Origin of the sequence: Pantoea sp. 9140 (assembly GCF_000745295.1) — a bacterium.
GTDB classification, from domain to species: Bacteria; Pseudomonadota; Gammaproteobacteria; order Enterobacterales; family Enterobacteriaceae; genus Pantoea; species Pantoea vagans.
This window is the reverse complement of record NZ_JQNO01000001.1, coordinates 1,428,493-1,449,267: the sequence shown is the minus strand read 5'-3', so window position 1 is coordinate 1,449,267 and position 20,775 is coordinate 1,428,493. Positions and strand designations below refer to the sequence as shown.

18 protein-coding genes are annotated in these 20,775 nt (G+C 53.6%); all 18 read right to left on the bottom strand.

The window, feature by feature from the left end:
* Positions 1 to 325: 325 nt before the first annotated feature.
* Positions 326 to 1,147 (bottom strand): M55 family metallopeptidase, encoded by an 822-nt coding sequence (locus tag FA92_RS06860; RefSeq protein WP_033782862.1) that lies wholly within the window; start codon positions 1,145 to 1,147, stop codon positions 326 to 328.
* Positions 1,144 to 2,187, bottom strand: coding sequence for a P1 family peptidase (locus FA92_RS06855; protein WP_033782860.1), 1,044 nt, complete (start codon positions 2,185 to 2,187; stop codon positions 1,144 to 1,146). Before FA92_RS06855 ends, FA92_RS06860 begins: the two co-directional genes overlap by 4 nt.
* Before the next feature lie 2 nt (positions 2,188 to 2,189).
* Positions 2,190 to 3,074, bottom strand: a complete 885-nt coding sequence (locus FA92_RS06850; RefSeq protein WP_033782859.1) for an ABC transporter permease subunit — start codon at positions 3,072 to 3,074, stop codon at positions 2,190 to 2,192.
* The gene (locus FA92_RS06845; RefSeq protein WP_033782858.1) at positions 3,071 to 4,003 is read right to left on the bottom strand and encodes an ABC transporter permease subunit; all 933 of its coding nucleotides are present in this window, start codon (positions 4,001 to 4,003) and stop codon (positions 3,071 to 3,073) included. The genes FA92_RS06850 and FA92_RS06845 overlap by 4 nt, the downstream gene beginning before the upstream one ends.
* Before the next feature lie 82 nt (positions 4,004 to 4,085).
* On the bottom strand, positions 4,086 to 5,627 hold the full coding sequence (locus FA92_RS06840) for a glutathione ABC transporter substrate-binding protein (RefSeq protein ID WP_033782857.1): 1,542 nt from the start codon (positions 5,625 to 5,627) through the stop codon (positions 4,086 to 4,088).
* A 25-nt stretch (positions 5,628 to 5,652) separates the two neighbouring features.
* The gene (locus tag FA92_RS06835; RefSeq protein WP_033782855.1) at positions 5,653 to 7,515 is read right to left on the bottom strand and encodes an ABC transporter ATP-binding protein; all 1,863 of its coding nucleotides are present in this window, start codon (positions 7,513 to 7,515) and stop codon (positions 5,653 to 5,655) included.
* Positions 7,516 to 7,529: 14 nt separating this feature from the next.
* On the bottom strand, positions 7,530 to 8,495 hold the full coding sequence (gene dgcA, locus FA92_RS06830; protein WP_033782853.1) for an N-acetyl-D-Glu racemase DgcA: 966 nt from the start codon (positions 8,493 to 8,495) through the stop codon (positions 7,530 to 7,532).
* A gap of 1 nt (position 8,496) precedes the next feature.
* Positions 8,497 to 9,504, bottom strand: coding sequence for an N-acetyltransferase DgcN (dgcN, locus tag FA92_RS06825; protein ID WP_033782851.1), 1,008 nt, complete (start codon positions 9,502 to 9,504; stop codon positions 8,497 to 8,499).
* Positions 9,505 to 9,861: 357 nt separating this feature from the next.
* Positions 9,862 to 10,947: an ADP-ribosylarginine hydrolase Tri1 gene (gene tri1, locus FA92_RS06820; protein WP_033782850.1), complete on the bottom strand. Its 1,086-nt coding sequence runs from the start codon at positions 10,945 to 10,947 to the stop codon at positions 9,862 to 9,864.
* 246 nt (positions 10,948 to 11,193) lie between these two features.
* On the bottom strand, positions 11,194 to 11,631 hold the full coding sequence (locus FA92_RS23240) for a hypothetical protein (protein ID WP_156105684.1): 438 nt from the start codon (positions 11,629 to 11,631) through the stop codon (positions 11,194 to 11,196).
* A gap of 262 nt (positions 11,632 to 11,893) precedes the next feature.
* A complete protein-coding gene (locus tag FA92_RS06810; RefSeq protein ID WP_239780515.1) occupies positions 11,894 to 12,133 on the bottom strand; it encodes a hypothetical protein in 240 nt (79 codons plus the stop codon).
* 173 nt (positions 12,134 to 12,306) lie between these two features.
* Positions 12,307 to 12,522, bottom strand: coding sequence for a hypothetical protein (locus tag FA92_RS06805; protein ID WP_033782849.1), 216 nt, complete (start codon positions 12,520 to 12,522; stop codon positions 12,307 to 12,309).
* 226 nt (positions 12,523 to 12,748) lie between these two features.
* Positions 12,749 to 13,267: a hypothetical protein gene (locus FA92_RS06800; protein ID WP_033782847.1), complete on the bottom strand. Its 519-nt coding sequence runs from the start codon at positions 13,265 to 13,267 to the stop codon at positions 12,749 to 12,751.
* A gap of 205 nt (positions 13,268 to 13,472) precedes the next feature.
* On the bottom strand, positions 13,473 to 14,054 hold the full coding sequence (locus tag FA92_RS06795) for a hypothetical protein (protein ID WP_033782845.1): 582 nt from the start codon (positions 14,052 to 14,054) through the stop codon (positions 13,473 to 13,475).
* A complete protein-coding gene (locus FA92_RS06790) occupies positions 14,054 to 15,016 on the bottom strand; it encodes a hypothetical protein (protein ID WP_033782844.1) in 963 nt (320 codons plus the stop codon). The genes FA92_RS06795 and FA92_RS06790 overlap by 1 nt, the downstream gene beginning before the upstream one ends.
* Positions 15,017 to 15,461: 445 nt before the next feature.
* On the bottom strand, positions 15,462 to 15,932 hold the full coding sequence (locus tag FA92_RS06785) for a hypothetical protein (RefSeq protein ID WP_033782843.1): 471 nt from the start codon (positions 15,930 to 15,932) through the stop codon (positions 15,462 to 15,464).
* Complete coding sequence (locus FA92_RS06780; RefSeq protein ID WP_033782842.1) at positions 15,929 to 20,317, bottom strand: RHS repeat-associated core domain-containing protein; 4,389 nt, start codon at positions 20,315 to 20,317, stop codon at positions 15,929 to 15,931. The genes FA92_RS06785 and FA92_RS06780 overlap by 4 nt, the downstream gene beginning before the upstream one ends.
* Before the next feature lie 3 nt (positions 20,318 to 20,320).
* Entirely contained in the window at positions 20,321 to 20,761 is a 441-nt protein-coding gene (locus FA92_RS06775) for a DcrB-related protein (RefSeq protein WP_033782841.1), read from the bottom strand.
* Positions 20,762 to 20,775 lie beyond the last annotated feature (14 nt).

Sequence of the window (20,775 nt, the reverse complement as noted above, 5' to 3'; positions counted from 1 at the left end):
GCCTCTCCGACAGGCCGCACCGGCGGAGAGTGAAAGTAATTATTCCCCTGTTGCAAAAACTGTACCGCAAAACCAGCGCAGGCTCAGCGACCTGTCACGCACCTTTTCGCATCCGGCAGTCCCGTCTGAAGCCTCTGCAGGGAGCAGGGCTCGCGCTGCCGTGGTGCAGCTTTGGTTCAGAAGTGTGGGTTCATCAGGCTGAAGCCAGCAGCGATCCTGTCTCGTCCGGGGGATGAGGCATATGTACATCCGGTAGCGCGGTGTAAGGCGAAAAGAAAGGCAGGATAAACGGGCTGACGTTGCAGGCAGCCCTGGGATAATGCTGCTACGACTGGGTACTCGCCAGATAGGAGAAGGCACTGAGTAAGCTGATTAACGTCTCCATCTTCTCCGCCTGATAACCCACGGTAACGGCATCAAGGCGCGTGACGCCAGGGATCAGGCTGAACAGATCAGCCAGCACCGGTTTTGTGGCCTGAAGCCGCATAGCGTAAGGCGCTGTAAGGCGGGTCGTGTTCACCTGAGAAGGATGGTGCAGTGCAGCGCTCGCTGCGGCCGCGATCGCACGTTGGGCCGTCTGTGGACTAATGGATTCCGCGCTGGTGTGCGAAATGGCGCGTTTTACACAGACATAATCGACTGAGGGGTAGTGTTCCGCTATCCAGCTCTGTAACTGATCGTCGCCGGTGACCAGCAGCAATGGCGTACCCTGTTCAGCGGCGGCGGCGGCATAAATATCGGTTTCGCCCATCACCAGGCCATTGATGTGTATACGCCAGAACGCACGCCCATTGATGGTATGCGCCAGTACGCCGGATTCACCCGCTGCACTGTGAAACCCCACCAGAAACAGTCCGTCGAACGTCTGCTGTTCTATCCCTTCCACCATCGACAGGCAGCGAGGTTTGCCCTGCACCAGTCGGGCGCGGGGATCGATATTTTCCGCACGTAAATTGGTCATCTGCGCATGGCTATCGGCAACAACTACTTCCATTGCGCCGCCGGCGAACGCCCCCTCAATCGCGGCATTCACTTCCTGTTCCATCAGACCACGGGCGATCTGATGCTCCGGGTGACCAGGTGTACACTGCTCCGGACGCATGACGCCCGCGATGCCTTCAATGTCGGCTGAGATAAAAATTTTCATGAGGTTAACCTGTCCAGAATCTGCGTCAGTGAGGGTCGATGGTGACCGCGAAAGCCGGTAACAGCCTCGGCGCTCAGCAAGGCATCCAGTACCGCCTGTTCAGTGGCATCGGCTGCCGCGGCAAGCAGCGGCTCCAGCGTGTCGTCCTGCGGCGGTTGCGGCAGCGGTTGCGTGGAAAACGCCACCGCAATATCGCCCGAGCCGTGGCCCCAGTAACTGCCCAGCCGCCCCAGGCCAGCTCCGGCTCGCTTCGCGATGCGCTTCAGCTGACGGGCATCCAGCGGTGCATCTGTGGCCATAATGATGATGACAGAACCGGCATCCCGCTGCGGCGCATTCCCCGCCAGCAGCGGCGCAATCATCTCACCCGCCCGCACGCCATCGATCGTTAAGGCCTCCAGTGCGCCGAAATTGGCCAGCACCAGCACGCCAAGCGTGGCGTTGAGGGAGGGTATCAGCCGTGAAGCGGTTCCGATGCCCCCTTTCAGGCTGAAACAGCTCATCCCGCGTCCCGCGCCGACGCTGCCGCGCGCGAAGTCAGCGGAGGCCGTCTGCAGCGCCGCCTGCGCCATCGCCTCACTGACAGCTAGCGCCTGGATATCATTCAGCCAGCCATCGTTGCACTCCAGCACCAGCGGGTTGACCGTGGGCAACGTTCGTCCCAGTTCCGGGTTACGACGGATAGCATTTCGCACCAGCGCGGTAAACAGCGTGCCAACTGCCAGCGTATTACTGAGCAGAATCGGCGTCTGAAGCACGCCAAGTTCCTCTATCTGCACCAGTCCGACGGGTTTCGCAAAGCCGTTCAGCACCTCAGCTCCACACGGCAGCGGCGTGAGAAACAGATTGTCGCCCGGCGGAACGATAGCGGTGACGCCAGTCTGCTTTTCGCCTTCACTCAGCGTGTCATGTCCGACACGCACGCCCGGGACATCGCTGATGCGATTCGTGGGTCCGCATGCGCTGCGCGGCTGCCCGAGCTGACGCCTGTCACGCCAGCGATCCAGCAGCAGGTCGCGCTGCAGTTGTTGATAATCCATCTTCAGCCCTTGAGTTTGGGATCGAGCGTGTCACGCAGCGCGTCGCCAAGCAGATTAAATGCCAGCACGGTGATAAAAATCGCCAGCCCCGGAAATACGCTCATATGCCAGGCTCCGGCCATCATCATGCTGCGGCTCATCGCCAGAATATTGCCCCATTCCGGCACGTCTGGCTCCGGGCCCAGTCCGATAAAGCTCAGACCTGCCGCCGTCAGAATACTGGTGCCAATGCGCATAGTGAAATAGACAATCACGCTGGAGAGCGTGCCGGGCAGAATATGCCGCAGAATAATCACGCGGTCTGGCGCACCGGCACAGCGCACGGCTTCAACATAGGCAGCCTGCTTCAGAGAGAGCGTCGACGCCCGCACGATACGGGCAAATACCGGTACGCTGAAGACCGCAACCGCGATAATGACGTTGTTCAGACCCGTTCCCAGCAGCGCCACTACCGCAATGGCCAGCAACATGCCGGGAAACGCGAATAGGACGTCGGCACCGCGCATGATCAGCATATCGACCCAACCGCCGTAATAGCCCGCCAGTAAGCCCAGTATGACACCGACCAGCATGCCGATGGTCACCGACAGCACGCCGATATAGAGCGAGATACGCGCGCCATAGATGATGCGACTCAGCAGGTCGCGCCCCAGCTCGTCGGTCCCCATCCAGTGTGCCGTAGAAGGCGGCGACGACAGCGCCATCCAGTCCGGGACCATGGGATCCCAGGGTGCCAGCCAGGGGGCAAAAATCGCCACCACAATTAGCAGCAGCACAAATCCGCCAGAGACCAGCGCCAGCGGGTTACGCACAAAGGCATGCAGGAAATCACGCCACGGCGAACGAATGATCTGAGGCGGATTTTCGGTCAGCGATTGACTACTCATTTCGGCTCCTGTCGCAGACGAATGGCCGGATTGACCACCGCGTAAAGCAGATCGACCAGCAGGTTAATCACAATAAACTCAAACACGAACAGCATCACCAGCGCCTGAATCACCGGCTGATCCTGCGCTTTGATCGACTCAATCAGTAACCAGCCTAATCCCGGCCAGTTGAAAACACTCTCCACAACGATGGATCCGCCCAGCAGAAAACCGAACTGCAGACCCAGCATGGTGATCACCGGGATAAGCGCATTGCGCATCACATGTTTCCACGTCACCAGGCGGTTGCGCAGCCCTTTAGCTTTTGCGGTACGCACGTAATCTTCCTGCGCCACCTCCAGGAAGGCCGAACGGGTAAAGCGCGCCATGACCGCCGCCACCGACGAACCCAGCGTGATGGCGGGCAGGACAATATCGCTGGCCCTGTTAAAGCCGCTGACCGAAAACAGCCCAAATGGCATCGCGACGAACTGGATCAGTAGCAGCCCCAGCCAAAAGGCCGGCATCGAAATGCCGCCTACCGCCACGCTCATCAGCGTCCAGTCCTGCCAGCGTCCCCGTTTCAGGGCCGCCATCACGCCAAACAACAATCCGAGAATAACGGACCAGGTAAAACCCGCTAAGGCGAGCCACAGTGTCGGCATAAAGCCCTGCCCAATTACCTCCCGCACCGGTTGCTGGGTGCGATAGGTGATGCCCAGATCGCCCTGCAACAGGCTTCCGATCCAGTGCAGATACTGCTGCGGCAGCGGATCGTTCAGCCCGAGATGCTGACGCGCCGCCTCGACCGCCTCAATGGGCGCATCCGGTCCGGCATAAATGCGCGCCGGATCGCCCGGCATGAGCTTGATAAAACCGAAAACCAGCAGCGAGACCACCAGCAAAACCGGGATCATCTCCAGCAATCGGCGAAGGATGTATGCAATCATGCCATTCCCTGAAATGAGGTGCGACGGGCCTTCTCACGTCCCCGACCCGTTCCGGACAGGGGACGAGAAAGAAGAAACCGTCTTATTTAAAGGACGCCTGAGTGAACAGCAAATTGCCATCAGGCAGCATCGAAACGCCGCTCAGCGTGTTGCGCTTGCCCACCAGATTGTCTGGCGTGCCAAGGAACGCTACTGGTGCCTCTTTCCAGAGCACCTTTTGCGCCTGCGCATAGGCGATGCCACGCTTTGCCGGATCGGCGGTCGCCAGTCCGGCCGCAATCGCTTTGTCTGCATCCGGATTGCTGAAGTAGGAGACGTTGTAGGAGGTCGGCACCCAGGATTCGGTGGCAAACAGCGGACGCAGCGCCCAGTCGGCGTCGCCGGTTGAGGTCGACCAGCCGCCATAATAGAGGTCAAACTCCGCCATTTTCGGATCCTTTACGCCCCACAATTTGGCGTTGCGCGTGCCGGAATCCATCGGTGTCACGGTGGCACGGATGCCCACGGTGGCCAGCTGCGCTTTCAGCACCTGTGCGGCACGGACGCTGGCCGTGGCATTGGTCACCCAGAGCTTAAGATCCAGACCATTCGGATAGCCCGCGGCTTTGAGCAACGCTTTAGCCTCGTCCGGTGCATAGCGATAGTCAGGGTCGGTTTGTTTCTGATAAAACTGCACCCCTTCCGGCATCGCGGAGGTGGCCGGTTTGCCCATTCCGGCAAAGGCCACTTTCAGCCATAGATTGCGGTCAATCGCATAGTTGATGGCCTGACGCACCCGCACATCGGCCAGCGGCTTGTGCTGCGTGTTGATCGCCATGTAATAGAGATAGATGCTGGGGTCACGCTGAATCGAAAGGTGGCTGTCCTGCTTCACCGCCGCGATCAGGTCTGACGGCAATGGCCAGATGGCATCCACCTGCCCCGATTTTAATGCGGCGACGCGGGTCGCATCTTCCGGACTCGGCGAGAAGATCACATGGTCGACTTTAGGCCATCCCTGCTGCCAGTAACCGTCATACTTCGCCAGCGTGACCGCTTTGCCCGGTGTCCAGTTGACGAACTTAAACGGACCGGTTCCCACCGGATGCAGCCGCAACTGCGCTTCGTCCGGATATTGCTTAAGAACGGACGGGCTCCACATCACCGCCGAAGGATGCGCCAGCGTGTTGATAAAGGCCCCGAACGACTGATTGAGATCGATTTTTACCTGGTCAGGTGCCAGCACCGTGACCTTATCGATCATCTTGTAGAGACTGTTACGCTTCAGCCCTTTTTTCTGGTCTGCCAGCCGATCAAGGTTAGCTTTGACAGCGTTCGCATCAAACGGGGTACCGTCCTGAAAGGTGACGCCTTTGCGCAGCGTCAGCGTAAATTCGGTGGCACTGTCATTGGAGGTATAACCGGTCGCCAGCCAGGGCTGCAGCTTCATCTGAGGATCAAACTGGAACAGGCGCTCAAAGATGCCGCTCTGCACCGAGTAGCTGACATTATCCGAGGTATCGTGCGGATCCAGTCCCGTAATATCGGCATACATAGAGATGCGCAGATCCTGTGCCTGCGCAGTCATGACCAGCGTCGTCGTCAATGCGAGGGCCAGCGAAGTACGGCGAAACAGCGTTTTCATATATTCTCCTGGGCGTTGAGGATAATTACAATGCAATGCCGTCAGCGACCCAGTGCTGGGGCGCAACCTGGCGATAACGGGGTTTAGTGACCGTTTCGCCCACCTTACATAACGGCGAAGGAATTTCGCTGTCATCGAAAAGACGGGGCTGACGATTCTCAGGATCGGCGACCGGCACGGAGGCCAGCAGACGCCGGGTATAGGGGTGTTGCGGCTGATTAAAGACCGACTGGCGCGGACCAAGCTCGACTATCTGGCCGAGGTACATCACCGCGACGCGATTCGCAATCCGCTCGACGACCGCCATGTCGTGAGAGATGAAGATCCATGCCACGCCCGTCTGCTGCTGCAGGTCCATCATCAGATTCACTACCTGTGCCTGAATCGAGACGTCCAGGGCTGATACCGCTTCATCCGCAATAATCACTTTCGGTTTCAGCGCCATGGCGCGGGCGATGGCAATACGCTGACGCTGACCGCCAGAAAATTCGTGCGGATAACGACGCGCGTGTTCGGGCAGGAGGCCGACGCTCTTGAGCAGCGCATCGATCTGTGGAGAAGCCTGTTCAAGCGAAGAGACCATGCCATGTAGCAGCAACGGCTCGGCAATGGTGAACCCCACTGTCAGACGGGGATTCAGAGACGCATAGGGATCCTGAAACACCATCTGGATTTCACGGCGCAGCGGCTGAAACTCTGCCTCTTTCAGGTCAGAGATCTCCTTTCCTTCAAAATGAATGCTTTCAGCGTCACTGTTGATGAGGCGCATCAGCGCCCGTCCGGTTGTCGATTTGCCGCAGCCGCTTTCACCCACGATGGCCAGGGTTTCACCCGGCCACAGCGTGAAATCAATCTGCTCAACCGCGTGCACATGATGCGTCAGGCCCGATAAAATGCCGCTGCGAATCGGGTAATAGACTTTCAGCCCACGCACATCCAGCAGCGGCGACTCATCATAGCGAGCGGTTTTCTGCTCGCTTTGCGCAGCATCCCGCGCACCCGGCAGAGGAAAGCGTTGCGGCCATGCGTGCTCCCGCATATCGCCGAGTCTGGGCACGGCCGCCAGTAACGCTTTGGTATAAGCGTGCTGCGGGGCGGCAAAAATCTCAGACACGGTTCCCTGCTCGACCACTTCGCCACGCAGCATGACCACCACGCGATCGGCGATTTCCGCGACCACGCCCATATCATGGGTGATAAACAGTACCGCCATCTGTTTCTCACGTTGCAGCTCACGCAGAATATGGAGAATGCGCGCCTGCACGGTGACATCCAGCGCAGTGGTCGGTTCGTCGGCAATCAGGAGCTGCGGATCACAGGCCAGCGCCTGCGCAATCATCACACGCTGCCGCATGCCGCCGGACAGCGAGTGCGGATAGCTTTTCATCACGCGATCCACATCCGCGATACGCACCTGTCGCAGCAGCTCACGCACGCGGGCATGGGCCTGCTTTCTGTCACACTGCTGATGATCGCGTAATGCCTCGGTAAGTTGATCGTCAATGCGCAGCACCGGATTCAGCGAGGTCATCGGCTCCTGAAAGATCATTGCCATTTCATTGCCACGCAACGTGCGGCGCTGTGCTTCGTTCAGGGTTTCTAACGCGTGCAGGTTTCCGCTGCGATCACGAAACTGCATGCTGCCGCGATCGACACGTCCATTGCCGGACAGCAGGCCCATTACCGCCAGCGACGTAACCGATTTACCTGAACCGCTTTCACCCACCACGGCGACAATTTCACCCGGATGAATGGCAAAACTGATGCCTTTGAGTGCCTGATTCTCACCGCTGCGTCCATGAAATGTGACGCTGAGATCCTGAATCGCCAGCACCGGAGATGGCGAGGCCGCGCGGGTAGCAGGAGAAGTACGTTGTGTGTCTGTCATCGTCGCCTCAAGCGTTATAGCCAGATACGGCCCTGGGAGTAGCTCAGAAAAGGAGAACTGTCGGCGGCAAGCCAGATGGGGCCATCCAGATCGACGAATTCCGCGTTAACCGCGACGGGCAATGCCGCCTCCATGGCCAGTGACGAACCCAGCATGCAACCGACCATGATGCGCATTTTGCGCGCGCGGGCTTCCTCCACCATCGCCAGCGCTTCCGTCAGGCCACCGCACTTATCCAGTTTGATGTTGATCATCTCGTAGCGGTCGCGTAATCCGGCAATATCCGCCCGCGTATGGCAACTCTCATCGGCACAGACCGGTATGGGATGTTTAAAACGTTGCAGGTCATGATCCTGCCCGGCGGGAAGGGGTTGCTCCACCATCGCGATGTTGAAGGTTTTCAGTGCCACCAGCAGGCTTTCCAGTTCCAGCCCCGACCAGGCTTCATTGGCATCGATAATGAGCGTGGCATGCGGTGCCGCCGCGCGGATTGCCGCCACCTTTTCCAGAATCTCACTGCGGTCGAGCTTAATTTTGAGCAGGATGGCACCACGTGAGACCGCATCTGCCGCCGCGAGAGCCATGAATTCCAGCGTATCGAGGCTAAGGGTCTCTGCCGTCACCACCGACGGTGGCTGAGAGCACGTGCTCTTTTGCCACAGCGTCTGATTTGCCCGTGCCGCGTCAAGTCGCCATAGCGCACAGTCCAGCACGTTGCGCGCTGAACCGGCAGGTAACCGGTGCTGCAGATCGTGACGGCTCAGGCCCGACTCCACCTCAGTCCGTATCGCTTCGAGCACGGCCTGAACACTGTCGGGCGTCTCATCGTAGCGGGCCGTCGGGGTACATTCTCCCTGCCCGATGAAACCCTCCTGCTCCAGCGTGACCCGGATGACCGTCACGGCAGTACGGGTACCGCGTGCGATAGCGAAAGGTCGCGCCAGCGGCAATTCCACCACCTCAATCTGCAACTGTCGCATTTCAGCCACGCTCCTGAAGCAGTGCGGCGATCTCATCAATACCAAAACGCACCGGATCCGTAGCCGGTAAGCCGAACTCAGCGCTGATTTCGGCGCAATAAGCGAGCGCCTCTTCTTCACTGTAATTGGAGGTGTTGATCGCAAAGCCCGCCAGCTGAACCGACTCACTGGTCACCTGCGCGGCACGCAGATTGGCTTCCACGCACGCCTGCAGGCTGACCATCGGCTGGTGCGGCAAATGACGCATATGGGGGCGTCCCATTTCATGGCACATCACCAGCCAGTGTGGCTGCGCACCGTGCATCAGCCCCATACTCACGCCCGCATAAGAGGGATGGAATAGTGAGCCCTGACCTTCGACGATATCCCAGTGATCCGCGTCATTCGCCGGTGACAGCGCTTCTGCTGCTCCGGCAATAAAATCAGCGATGACCGCATCCACAGCAATACCCTCTCCCGCCACCAGAATGCCGGTCTGCCCCGTGGCGCGAAAATCGGCTTTCAGGCCGCGCGCACGCATCGCCGCCTCCAGCGCCAGTGAGGTATACATCTTGCCCACTGAGCAGTCCGTACCCACCGTCAGTATCCGCTTACCTGAACGCTTCTTGCCGCTGCCAACATTAAGCGCCGGACGCATATGACGCAGGTCAAACAGCTCAACGCCAGAAGCCTGCGCAAGCGCGACCAGTTCCGGCTCATCCACCAGTCGGTGGTGCAGACCACTGGCAACATTCATGCCTGCCTGGATGGCACTTTTAATTGTTTCCAGCCAGTGCGCTGGCAGATAGCCGCCGGCATTGGCCGTGCCCAGCACCAGCGTTTTCGCACCGCGTGCTTTAGCACCGGGAATATCCAGTTCATCCAGACCCAGACTGACCGTGCAGCCCGGCAGTTTAATTTCGCCAACGCACTGCTCCGGCCGCCAGATATGAATACCGCGCGCCGTTTTTGCCGCGAGGGGATCGGTAACATCGCCAAGAAAGAGTAAATAGGGTTGTGGGATTAGCATGTTGTCTCTCGTTTCAGCCAAAAGATCAGGTTCTGAAACCACTATTTCATGCGTTCTGAAAGGTGACGAATGCTTGTTTAGCAGGAGGGTATAACGGCAGGTTATAGCCAGAGGTAATAGTGATGATGGGTGGGTTTTTCAGGAGGTTGGGACAAGGAATGGAGTAAATGGAGGGGTGGGTCATAGGAAAAAGATTGTGTTCGGGGAGAAAGGATGGATATGGGAAAGGGGAGGAAATGGCTTACGGAATAACTAACGCCGGGCCGCTGGTGAAAGCATTCATAAAAAATGCCAGCGACCCTGCCCGGTTATATCATGGCAACAAAAGAATCCCCTGCCTGAAACAGGATGTCGAAATTAATCCGTTTCTTCCGGTGCGAGGTGAAACAGCTCTTCTGCCATCGAAAGGATTCTGTCTTTATCGACTATTTTATCAACCCACTGTGCAGGAATGCCTGACAGTCCATACAATGCGCCTGCTAACTGGCCTGCGGTGGCTGCCACGCTATCAGCGTCATCAGCAAGATTTGCCGCCAGCAAAATGGCATCTTTGAAATTGTCTGTATGCCAGACAGCCCATAAGGCGGCTTCCAGTGTGTCGATAACGTAACCGGAGGAGCGAATTTGGTCACGATGCTTTTCTTTATATTCACCGGCATTGATGATTAACAGCCTTACCAGTAAAGACATCTTATGAGGCGCGAAGGCTTCATTTTTACCTAAACCATTTAAAAGGTAATGTAAAATAGAGTTTAAGTACTGACAGCTATTTATTGACTCTGGTGCTCGATGTGTTGCTGTACTTTGTCTTTTGGCATCACGCCAGCCATCAATGAATGATTTTCGCCTAAAAATTGCTACGGGTGCATGACGAATCAACGAGGCGTTCCCTGCTGTATCAGGGGCGGTGTTACCAATCCAATCAGTACCATGTTTAATTACTTGTTCGAGAGCATAGCGGGTCGCATTACCGATATCGAAACAAACTCCATTCGCGCTATTATGCCCCGTTTTGTACCACTGAATTAACTTTTTCCTGAATAAAGCAGTGTCACAACTTTCCTTTTCAATATACGTTTCTGCCAGACACATTGCCATTGAGGTGTCATCGGTCCACTCTCCGGCCTTGAGATTGAAAGGACCACCGCCCACCATATCGTAAATGTGAGAACTGTCGCGAGTCTGGAATTCCAGAGTGGTCCCCACTGCATCACCAACAGCCAGTCCCATGAGTAAACCTTTGGCTTTATCTAAGGCTTCAACGTCAGAAATGTGTTGTTTCAGCGTATACATCCACTCAGGTTTCACTGGTTTTTCATCAGGCATTGGCTGATGTTCGTAAGCCATCCGGTTGATGAGTTGAGGCGATAGCTCAGGAAGTAGATGCGCATATTTCCTGGCGTATGTTCTGAGTTCAGAATCTGATAATCTTAGATCTATCATATAAATTCCTTTTCAATTGCGTGGTGGTAAAGCGCTACAACATTTCTTAGTCGTGTCTCTTCGTTGCTTAGCAAACGCTAAGGACCAAAATAGTGCATTAACGTATCCATATCATGCCAGTCATCTTGTGTAAGTGGCTGTTTCTCCATGCTGTCAAATTTGTACCTGATGCCCTTCATTGGAATTGAGTACTCATTTTTTGTTGCTAAATCCATTAACAAGAATATATCATCCTTCATATTAAGCTCAGCCTGAACGATAGTGACAATTGATTGTAGCCGTTCTGTTATAAACATCATAAGCTACATCAATGCTGCCCCAGGCCCCGCTTAAAGGTAATGAAGTTCTCGCCTGTTCCTTAAACCAACGTTTTAATCTTTGAGTTACGTCCCCAGTCAGGCTTTTCTGCTCACCCATCAACAATTTTTCTGGTGCAAAACTCCAGTGCGATATTAAAGCGGCTGAGTTCCCGGGTTCAATAAAATTGACAACCAAATAAATATCGCCACTGTTATTGCTCTTAAGTGGGAAAATACTTCTATATGAAACTGTGTCCCCGCCATTATCTGGCCATGGCTCCCAGATAAACCCAGGAATTACCATTAACTCATGCTTAGTTATTTTTGGGGTTACAATCAACGAGTCATTAAAAACCAGTTCTCCCGCTGCGTATTTTAATCTCATATTTAAAAGATCGTCCTTGTTATTACAGATTGAGACACGATCATAACTCTGCCCTTACCTCTTCAACGACAGTCCACTAAAGAGATCCATCATAAAATCACTCTCCGTTTTAAATGAACCAGCTCCAGTTGCAGCAGGACCAGACAGTCTTCCCTCACTGACCTGGTGTTGGTGTGGAATCCGGTCATCATCATGCAGCCGATTTCGCTCCAATACGTCTATAAAAAAATAAGTCGCTGAAACGCACGATCTTTGCCGCTTTTTAGCAAAAATTAAAATAAATCTCTCTTAATAAATCTCCATCTTTTTCATCCATAGTGACATCTTTTACCCTGTTCAGGTCTGCAAGAATCCCTTTTACAGGAAGATCATCTTTTAGAATACTTTCGAAGAAATCACTTCTATTGCTTTCCGGAACATATTTATTAATTAAATAAAACAGATGCTCCCTTAACGCTTGCTGAGTTATCGTATCTACACCTAAGTGATAAATGAAATTCATAATGATAAATACGGCCTGTCTGATTCTTTATCTGACCTTGTAAGCATCATTTTCTATGGCGTTGAACATTTATAAGCATTGATTGCTGAAAGAGGTTTTGGCGGATTAATTAAGAGCAGAAGCACATAAAATGTTCCTGGCAAAACTCACATAATCAGGCCCGTATAGTACGCTTAAAATTTAGCAATGTTAATTCCATCTCTGACCTGGGTTAACAAAATGATTTCATTAGCATCAGCCGGGCTACGTTGAGCTTTGAGTGCTTCGTCCTTACTTATTTCAGACTCAATCTCTTTACTGACTAAACCGCCATCATCATATTGAATATAGAAAAATCCATCTCTTACTACGATATCAATCCCATAGTCACTAAATAGCATCTCGGTCATATAGTTCTCTTAAAATATTTATGTTCGAAGAATTAGGAAATGCCGCATCCAGCCCAGGCATTAGAAACAAACCGCGCTGCCTTAGAGGTTTTGGACTGGACGAGACCGAGCCATTACCCGGTGTAGCCGCTGTGAGGCTGTACGCATCTGGAACGTATGGTGCTAAGCGTCACTATGCTGCAATTACTATCGTGCTGAATCGGAAATATGTTCAACATCACCAGCTTCACTCTTTAGCCGTGATGATCACTTTACTCAGGCAATCCGGATTTTTGACAGCAAAAGAAAATGTGATTACCTGACCATCCATATCCGGGGGAGATGAGTAGCTAGTTACTTCATTTTCAGATTGGCCACGAGGATAGTCACTCAACTTAACCCCCGGATAGTGTTTTCTGACATCATCAAGGGTTGTGCATTTACCATCGGGAGAAAAGCTCAGAAAAGGGGCGACGTCGCCGGATGATTTACTGACACGCAACTCAATATCAGTAATTTTCGCATCATCTTCCAGTTTTATCGAATTAGCCTGATAAATGTTGATGTAATCATTTTGGGTTTCTAATGTCAGTGCCAGCGGAAACTGAGTAAGATCTTTCACAGAGAGAGATTTAAGTGAAGCACTCAACTGAGGGATAAAGCTCCACATATCTTTATTTTGCATCTTCGCTTCTGCGAACCCGCTAAACAAAAAGAAACTCACTATTAACAGAACACTTTTTCTTTGATGTGTCGTTTTTTTCATAAAAATCCGTGTATTCCTTATCGTAATAGACCCCAGTGTAACACTCTCCGGAAAGGATAAGGGATTGATACCTCTTCACGTTATTACCATCTTAATGGGGTTAACCGGGCTAGCGGAGGATCATCGGTTTGAGAGGAAAGTGGAGTGTATGACGAGAGTCGCGGAACGGTTGTTCCGCGTTGACAGCGCTAAGGACGAGTGTCGATTATTTCATGCGACGCTGCCGGGCGACACTGGCGAGGCGTTGTGTCCGGCAGTAAATGGCAAACAGGATGAAAGCCTGCCCATTCAGTAACCAGCGAGCACCCACCAAAGCAGCGAGTGCCAGAAGTAGCCACAGACCCGAGTGGCTACCCGTAACAACGCTGTAGATCAGGAGTAACACGGTCGATATGAGCAACACCGCCCAGACGTAAGCCAGCCCCTGAACACCGGATGTATGCCCTCGCGCAAGCAGATAACTGGCGGTGAGTATCGCGCCAAGAACGACAATTGAGGGAACAAAAAAACTTAACGCGTGTATCTGTGGCGTAAGCAGAGGTAAAGCATGCAGAAACGTCAGCAAGTTAAATGCAAATGCGACCAGTAACAGCATCAGCACTAGTGCAACCGGGAAGCCGTTTTGCCGGGGAAGCGACTCAGAAGGCTGTTTAAAATAACGCTCAAGCTCTGTGGTGGAACGGGCAAGTACGGAATTATCCTGCCGTGCAATCAGCTGATCTATTTCGCGACCCTGTTGCAACAGTTCAGTGAGATTACGCCCAATAAGCCATGATAAAAATTGCATTAAAATACCGCCAGTGACTGGATTGTTCCTACTACATAACGCCCGGTGCGCGGCACGTTACCCGGAGCAGCAATAATACCACTGACAGCACTGCCAGCCACAGCAGCTGCACTCGTGACGACCTGCGCGAGTTGCTTAACAAGTTCTTTTTGCACTGGCTCTACAGGGAAACGCTTTGGATAAAGTCCTGCACGGATGGCGGCTTTAAGCTCTTTATTACTAATACCAGGGTTTTGTGCCTTAATGATTAATTCGGTCAGGCGTGCCCGGTCCTGCCTTGGATAGTTCCTGAGCCACTCCGTTGCTTTTAAAGAAGAGACTGATTTCATCGCTCGCCATGTTGCCAGGGCTTCTTTTAACGCTCCGCCCACGCTGGCTAGTGAAATAAGGTCAAGGGACGTTGAAGTGGCAACGTACCAATCCTGAGAGTCCAGCCACGCGACGTTTTGACCACCGTTTTCGACGAGATCATAAACCCGGTAGATACCATTGACACATTGCACGCCTGTTGCGGCAGCGCCAGCATAGCCAATAGCAACAAGCACGCCGCTACTGCCAGCGGTTATAGGCGATGCTGAAGCGCCGATAACCGCCACGCCAGCTGTGATAATCATTGCACCACAGGAAAGCACGGTCGAGGCAATCTCCGTTCCCATTGAGGTTGCGCTTACTGCTTCACTAAGTGACTTACCCGTATCAGACGCTGTGGCTTGCTTAGGCGTTTTGGTCACAATAAGATGTGTGACGATACCACTTTGGCCATTAGGATGACGCTGACCAGATCGAACAAGAAAACGCTGTGCGCCATCTGCATAGATAATGCCAGCCTGATAAAACTCTCGAGTGCAATCCATTGCTGCACCCAGCGCTTTGAAATCAAAATCTGGTGCCCCATAACCGGTCATTCTCGCGATGTCATAACCCGGTAAGTTATTTTCGGGATTCATTCCTGGCAGGTTCATTTTATCTCCTTATAAGTTTGAACATATGAAGATAGAGTTTTTAAGCATTGAAATTCGGAATAGAGAGCCGGTCATTACCGCAACAGATTACATATCTATAACCATAAAATAAGCTAAAAATGTTATTTTTAATTAAAAGAGATAAATAGTTATTCTAATAAACCCTTCACTAAGAAAATATAACAACCTAGCTACACTTCATCGGAAAAGTTTTAAGATCAATTGGCAGAATAAATAAATTTCTTTAGGCGACGCTCACCATGGTAGCAATGTAGGTAGTAGGTATGTCCATCATATTTATCAACTGTTCGGCCTTCAATATCGCAGTGCCTGCAGACAGTAATAATACTTACCAATGTTAATAGTTGAATATTAACAACCTTCATTATAATTTTCTGCAGCAGCACAACATATTAATATAATGACAGGTTGGTTAATTTTAAATTTATCTCCACTCAATATATATCCCGCACGTAAATGATTTTTCATTAGACTGTACCGTTATCTCACCCCATGAAAACCCCCAAACATGACCATATGGAGGATCTTTTAATTCACCCTTATAATTACCTGGATACTTTTCCATCATCCACTCATACAATCTTTTCTCTTCAGAAATTAAAACGTTTACATTTGCTCTTTTTCCCCAATCGTTAATGTTTTTATAAAACTCACCAGTTTTACTGATTAGGAACACGCTCTTATTAACAGAAAAAATAGCGGGCCTAAATTGTACATGGAACGGTTCATTATGCCATATGACATTTTTTGCTGAAAAATAATACTCACCTACAGTTATAAGGTCATCAGAAGATTTAAAAAACGAAGAATTAATAAATTGTTCGTAAGAAGAAAGTTCTATTTTACTTCCATCCACAAGCAAAGCACCATTCTCTTCTAAAATCATTTTTTTCATATATCAATTACTTTTCCAGGTTTCAGTTTAAGCCGAGCCTCTTCCGGTATATAAAACTGTAGCCCTCCTCCTCGACCATACTGAGCATTAGCTTCAGCACGTCCTCTGGCTACATGTATATCTTCGGTAACGTAGTAAGCTCTCACCTTTGAACGCATTGTAAATGCTGGGTCTAGCATAACTTGCAAAGCTCTATGATAACCAAGTGGATCACCTTTATACTGTCTGACTGTAGGATGGCTTACTGTATAAGCAGGTAACCGGTCTCCATTAGGATGAAGAGCATAAAGAATCGTCCCTTTTTTTATAACCGTATTCTCATAAACATCGATGCCAGGATAATCTTTATTACTTGGCCCCTGCCACTTCGTCGCTTCTTTCGCAGGGTTCTTACACTTCATCAACCCCCACGGATCCACCCAACCCAGCGCATTCGGCGCATACTGGTAAAGGTTGATCCCGCCCGCCAGCCCTATCGGGTCCTGCTGAGTAAACCGTCCGCTGTCCGGATCATAATAACGAAACAGATTGTAGTGCAGTCCGGTTTCCCGGTCCAGGTACTGGCCCTGCATACGCAGGTTCTGCTGAACGACAGGCATCCGCTGGCTGGACTCGCGCAGCAGTTTGCCCCACGGGCTGTTGATCCCTTCCCAGGCTTTTTGCCCTTCACTGTCAGTCAACAGCTCCGGCATTCCGTTGGCTGCATTATGGAACCAGTAAATCTCCGGGCTTTCCAAGCCATCAATACGCGCCAGCGGTTCATAGCTCTGGCTGTCACTATAAACGTAGGTCAGGGGAGTGCCGTCGTGGATCTCCTGCAGCAGACGGTAACCTTCCCACACGAAGCGCGTCGTGACGGCGTTGCCAGATGGTCTTCCCTGTAACAGCTGCTGGCTGGTTTTACTGATGCGGCGTCCCAGCGGATCGTAGCGGAAACTCACCTTTGTGCGCGGCTTGTTACGGTCCCGCGGCTCGCTGATGACGTCCATCAGGCGATGCTCACCATCGTAACGGTAGCGCCAGCGGGTGTGCCCGTCATCTTTCTCAGTGGTGCGGCCATGAATATCGTACTGCCAGCGGATACCGTTCAGTTCAGTGACGCGGTTATGCATAATATGGGCGGCAGTATGGCGATCCAGCGGGTTGCCTGCGCCATCCCAGCGCCACTGTTCATTACCCGGCTGCGCACCGTCCTGAGACAACAGCCGGCCGGCGTTATCGTAGTTCCATAATGTCTGGCTGAACGGATTATCGTCACGCTCTTCACGGATCAGGTTGTTGCCGTAATCGAAGTCGCGTCGGCGGGACCAGACGCGCGGTGCAGGACGCTGCGAGTCGCCTTTGAACACGTCACGACGGCGCAGTCTGCCTAACCGGTCATATTCACTGCGCATGGTCAGGCCGCCCTGGGTCCGGCTCAGTTCCCGGTGCAGCGTGTCACGGGTAAACTCGGTGACCGGCAGGTTGTCTAATGCGATGCTCAGTAAATGGCCGCTGCCGTAGTAAAGCTGCTTGAGATTACGACCATCCGGCAGTGTTAAGGCTGTGCAGTTACCCAGCGCGTCATACTCCCACGCCAGTTCTCCCTGCTCTCCCTGTTCAGCAACGATGCGGTCCAGCGCATCATATTTAAAGGTGATCTCCTGCTCGGCCTGCTGGCTCCACTCAGTGTCAGACAGCGGCAGATGCTGCGACACCTTACCCAGCTGGCCGCCACCGCTGTAGTGATAGCGCGTCTGGCCTTCCGGCGTGGTCCGCGCCAGCAGTTGTCCCGCACGGCTCCAGTGATAGCGATGGGTGATGGACTGAGGATGCCCGGCGGCAAAGGTACGTGATACCGTGCGGCCCGCTGCATCATAATCATATCGAGTGGCAACGCCATCCAGCCCGACCTGAGCCAGCAACAGAGAATCTGCGCCCCACTCGAACTGATACTGCTCGCCGTTCTCGTTTTGCAGCGCCGTCAACCGGCCACGGCTGTCCCAGCTTCGCTGAACCGTCTCACCCTCTGCATTGCGGTTGGCAATCAATCGCCCGACGTTGTCGTAACGGAATTCACTGCGCTTGCCATCAGCCGATTCATAGGCCAGCGGCAGTCCGTTTTCACTCCAGTGCAACCGCTCTTCCCATCCTTCTGCACGTTCCAGCTGAAGAGGACGGCCTGCTGCGTCATAGTGATAACGGGTTTCTTCACCATCCGGCGCGATGACACAACTGAGCCAGCCCAGCGGATGATAACGGTAGCGCGTGGTCAGCCCTGAGCAGTCGGTTTCACGGATAACCTGGCCGGCATCGTTAAACTCCCGGCGGTAGCTGTTACCCGCTGCGTCGATCTCCTCGACAACCAGTCCGAATTCATCCCGTTTATAGAGCGTGCTTTGCCCGAGCGCATCAACGACGCGCTCAAGGCCATGATGGGGATCGTAATAGTACTTCGTGGTGGAACCATCTGCTCCGGCAACCACTGTCGGCAGCGAACGGTGGGACAGCCATTGCACAGCCTGCACACCGCCGTCAGCATCTTTCTCTTCAACGCGGTTACCCAGATCGTCATAGGCGAAGCTCACCGCGTTGCCCAGCGGATCGATGCGGCGCGTCAGGAGTTCGTTTTCATCCCACTCGTAGCGCCACTTCTCGCCCCGCTCGTCGATAAAACAGGTGATGAGGCCCGCAGCATTCCAGTGATGTTCGCGCTGCTGACCGTCATAGGTTGAAACACGCGTGATGCCCGCCTCGAGATCGTAATGCATGTGGCAGCCATCACCGGTATTGGTGCGGTTCTCAACTACGCGCCAGTGATCCAGCTTCTGCCAGCGATATTCGCTTTCGAGCCCGCCGGGCAGCTGATGCCAGACCATTAACCCGTCGTCGTTGTACCGGAAACGCCGCGACACAACGCCAGCCGCATCAGTAACGCTGGCAAGCTGGCCCTGTTCAGTGTATGTCCAGCGCGTCAGAGGCCAGTGCTGATCGCCATCAAAATGGCTGGCTGATGTCGGGCGCCGCGCGTGCTGTTTGTCGTCGTAGTGCAGCGTAACGTCAATCGCCAGCGGCGCGTCATGAATACGCACCAGACGAGCCTGTTCATCCCAGCCCATCTCCAGGGCGTTGCCGTACTCATCACTCAGTGAAGCCAGCCGAAGCACCTGCGGATCAGCAGCCGTGCGTCGGTATAGACGCCAGACCGCACCGTCGTCATCGGCAATGGCGATATCGCCTGACTCGTTGCGCCGCACCATCAACCCTTCGCTGATGCTGTAGAGCACCTCTTTTTCACCGGGCACGTCAAAGCTTAGTTCGCGTCCGTTGTCATCAAACCAGGTCGCCCGATTCCCTTCCAGCGTCAGGTAACTGTCAAACACCGTGGCCCAGCCCTGACCAAACAGGCCAGCACGCTGAGTCAGGCTGTTATAGCTGCGCTGAAAACTAAGCGGGAAACGTCCGGGAAGGGAAAAATCGCGCTCGGCATCATCATTCAGGACTTTGACGCCGGTCGCCGCATGAACCGGGAACAGCGACGAGAAAGCCGCGTTGATGGCCATGTCCGCTGCCATACCGCCCACGGCACCGGCCAGCGCGCAGGGCATGTTTTTGAGGATCTGACTGGGGCGACCACGGATTAGAGAAAGGCCGATCATCATCACAGCCAGGCCTGGCACCTTGCCGCTTTTGATCTCCCTGACCGTGACCGTTTCACCACCAATAATGACATTGGGGGACACATCGTCACTCACGGTGGCATCACAGGTGGTTTTATCCTTTGCGCGCACCGCTGGCTGGCCATTGATAAAGACGCTTTTCGATCCCTGCGCCAGATATTGCGGTGCACTGTGTTTTTCACAGGCCACTTTGTCATGCTCCAGCGGAGAGGTGCCCGCATCGGCGGAGGCGACCGTAGGTTGCCACATTGCACTCCCAAACTGGCCCACCGCAGAGAGCAGCATGCCGCCGTAGTCGGCAAAGCTCTTCGGTGATTGCGGTTCCGGTGGTGGTGTCTCGCCGGGCGTGAGCATCCCGGCCGCGCGCACGGCTAAAAGACCATTTACGTAAACGTTGTCTGAACCGCTGGATATCACACCGGCGGGTGACGGCGGGAATATCATGTTTCCCAGCCCATCGGCCGCTTTGCTGATCTCCTGTGACAGACCCACGGCATTGGCCAGTATACCGCCAAGAATACCGCTGAGCAGGCAACTGTTACCCACGGCAGCTACACTCGCCGCTGCCGCCCCTGTACCCAGCAGGGGCGCTGCCGAGACGATAGCAGCACCCACTGCGGCACCAATGACGGCATACGCCGCACCTTCTGCCACAATGCTGGTGATATCAGCAAAAATGCTGGAGTGAATGATCTCATCGCCCACGCGGGCCGCAGGATTATCCATAAGTTATGCTTTCCGTGGCGTGTTCAGAGTCAGGCTTTGTTTAAAAGCACTCCAGCGCTGTCCGTCTTCTTCATTGAATGGACGCATCGCGGAGAGCGTAAAAATCATTAAGGTGTTCGAGTCCGGCACCTGCGTAGCCAGCTGTTTCTGCCACACGGCCTGCCCGTTACGGTCAAACATAGTTTCAACTTCAATTGCGTGTAGGGTGTTATCTACACCCGCCATCACGCGTACAAACTCACTCTGCTGGATGTGCCCCATCTGACTCCGCAACGTGTCCCACTGACGCTGGAATTCTTTTTCCGCATCACTGCCCTCAGAAATAACACCACGGCTTACAACCAAAGCCAGGCCACTGGCTTCGTCGCGGAGAATATTCATGGTGGTGTCCTGCCAGGCAGCAGGAAAAAGCGCAAAGGCGCCCTCATTGAATTGGTAATTCATAATAGATTTCCGTT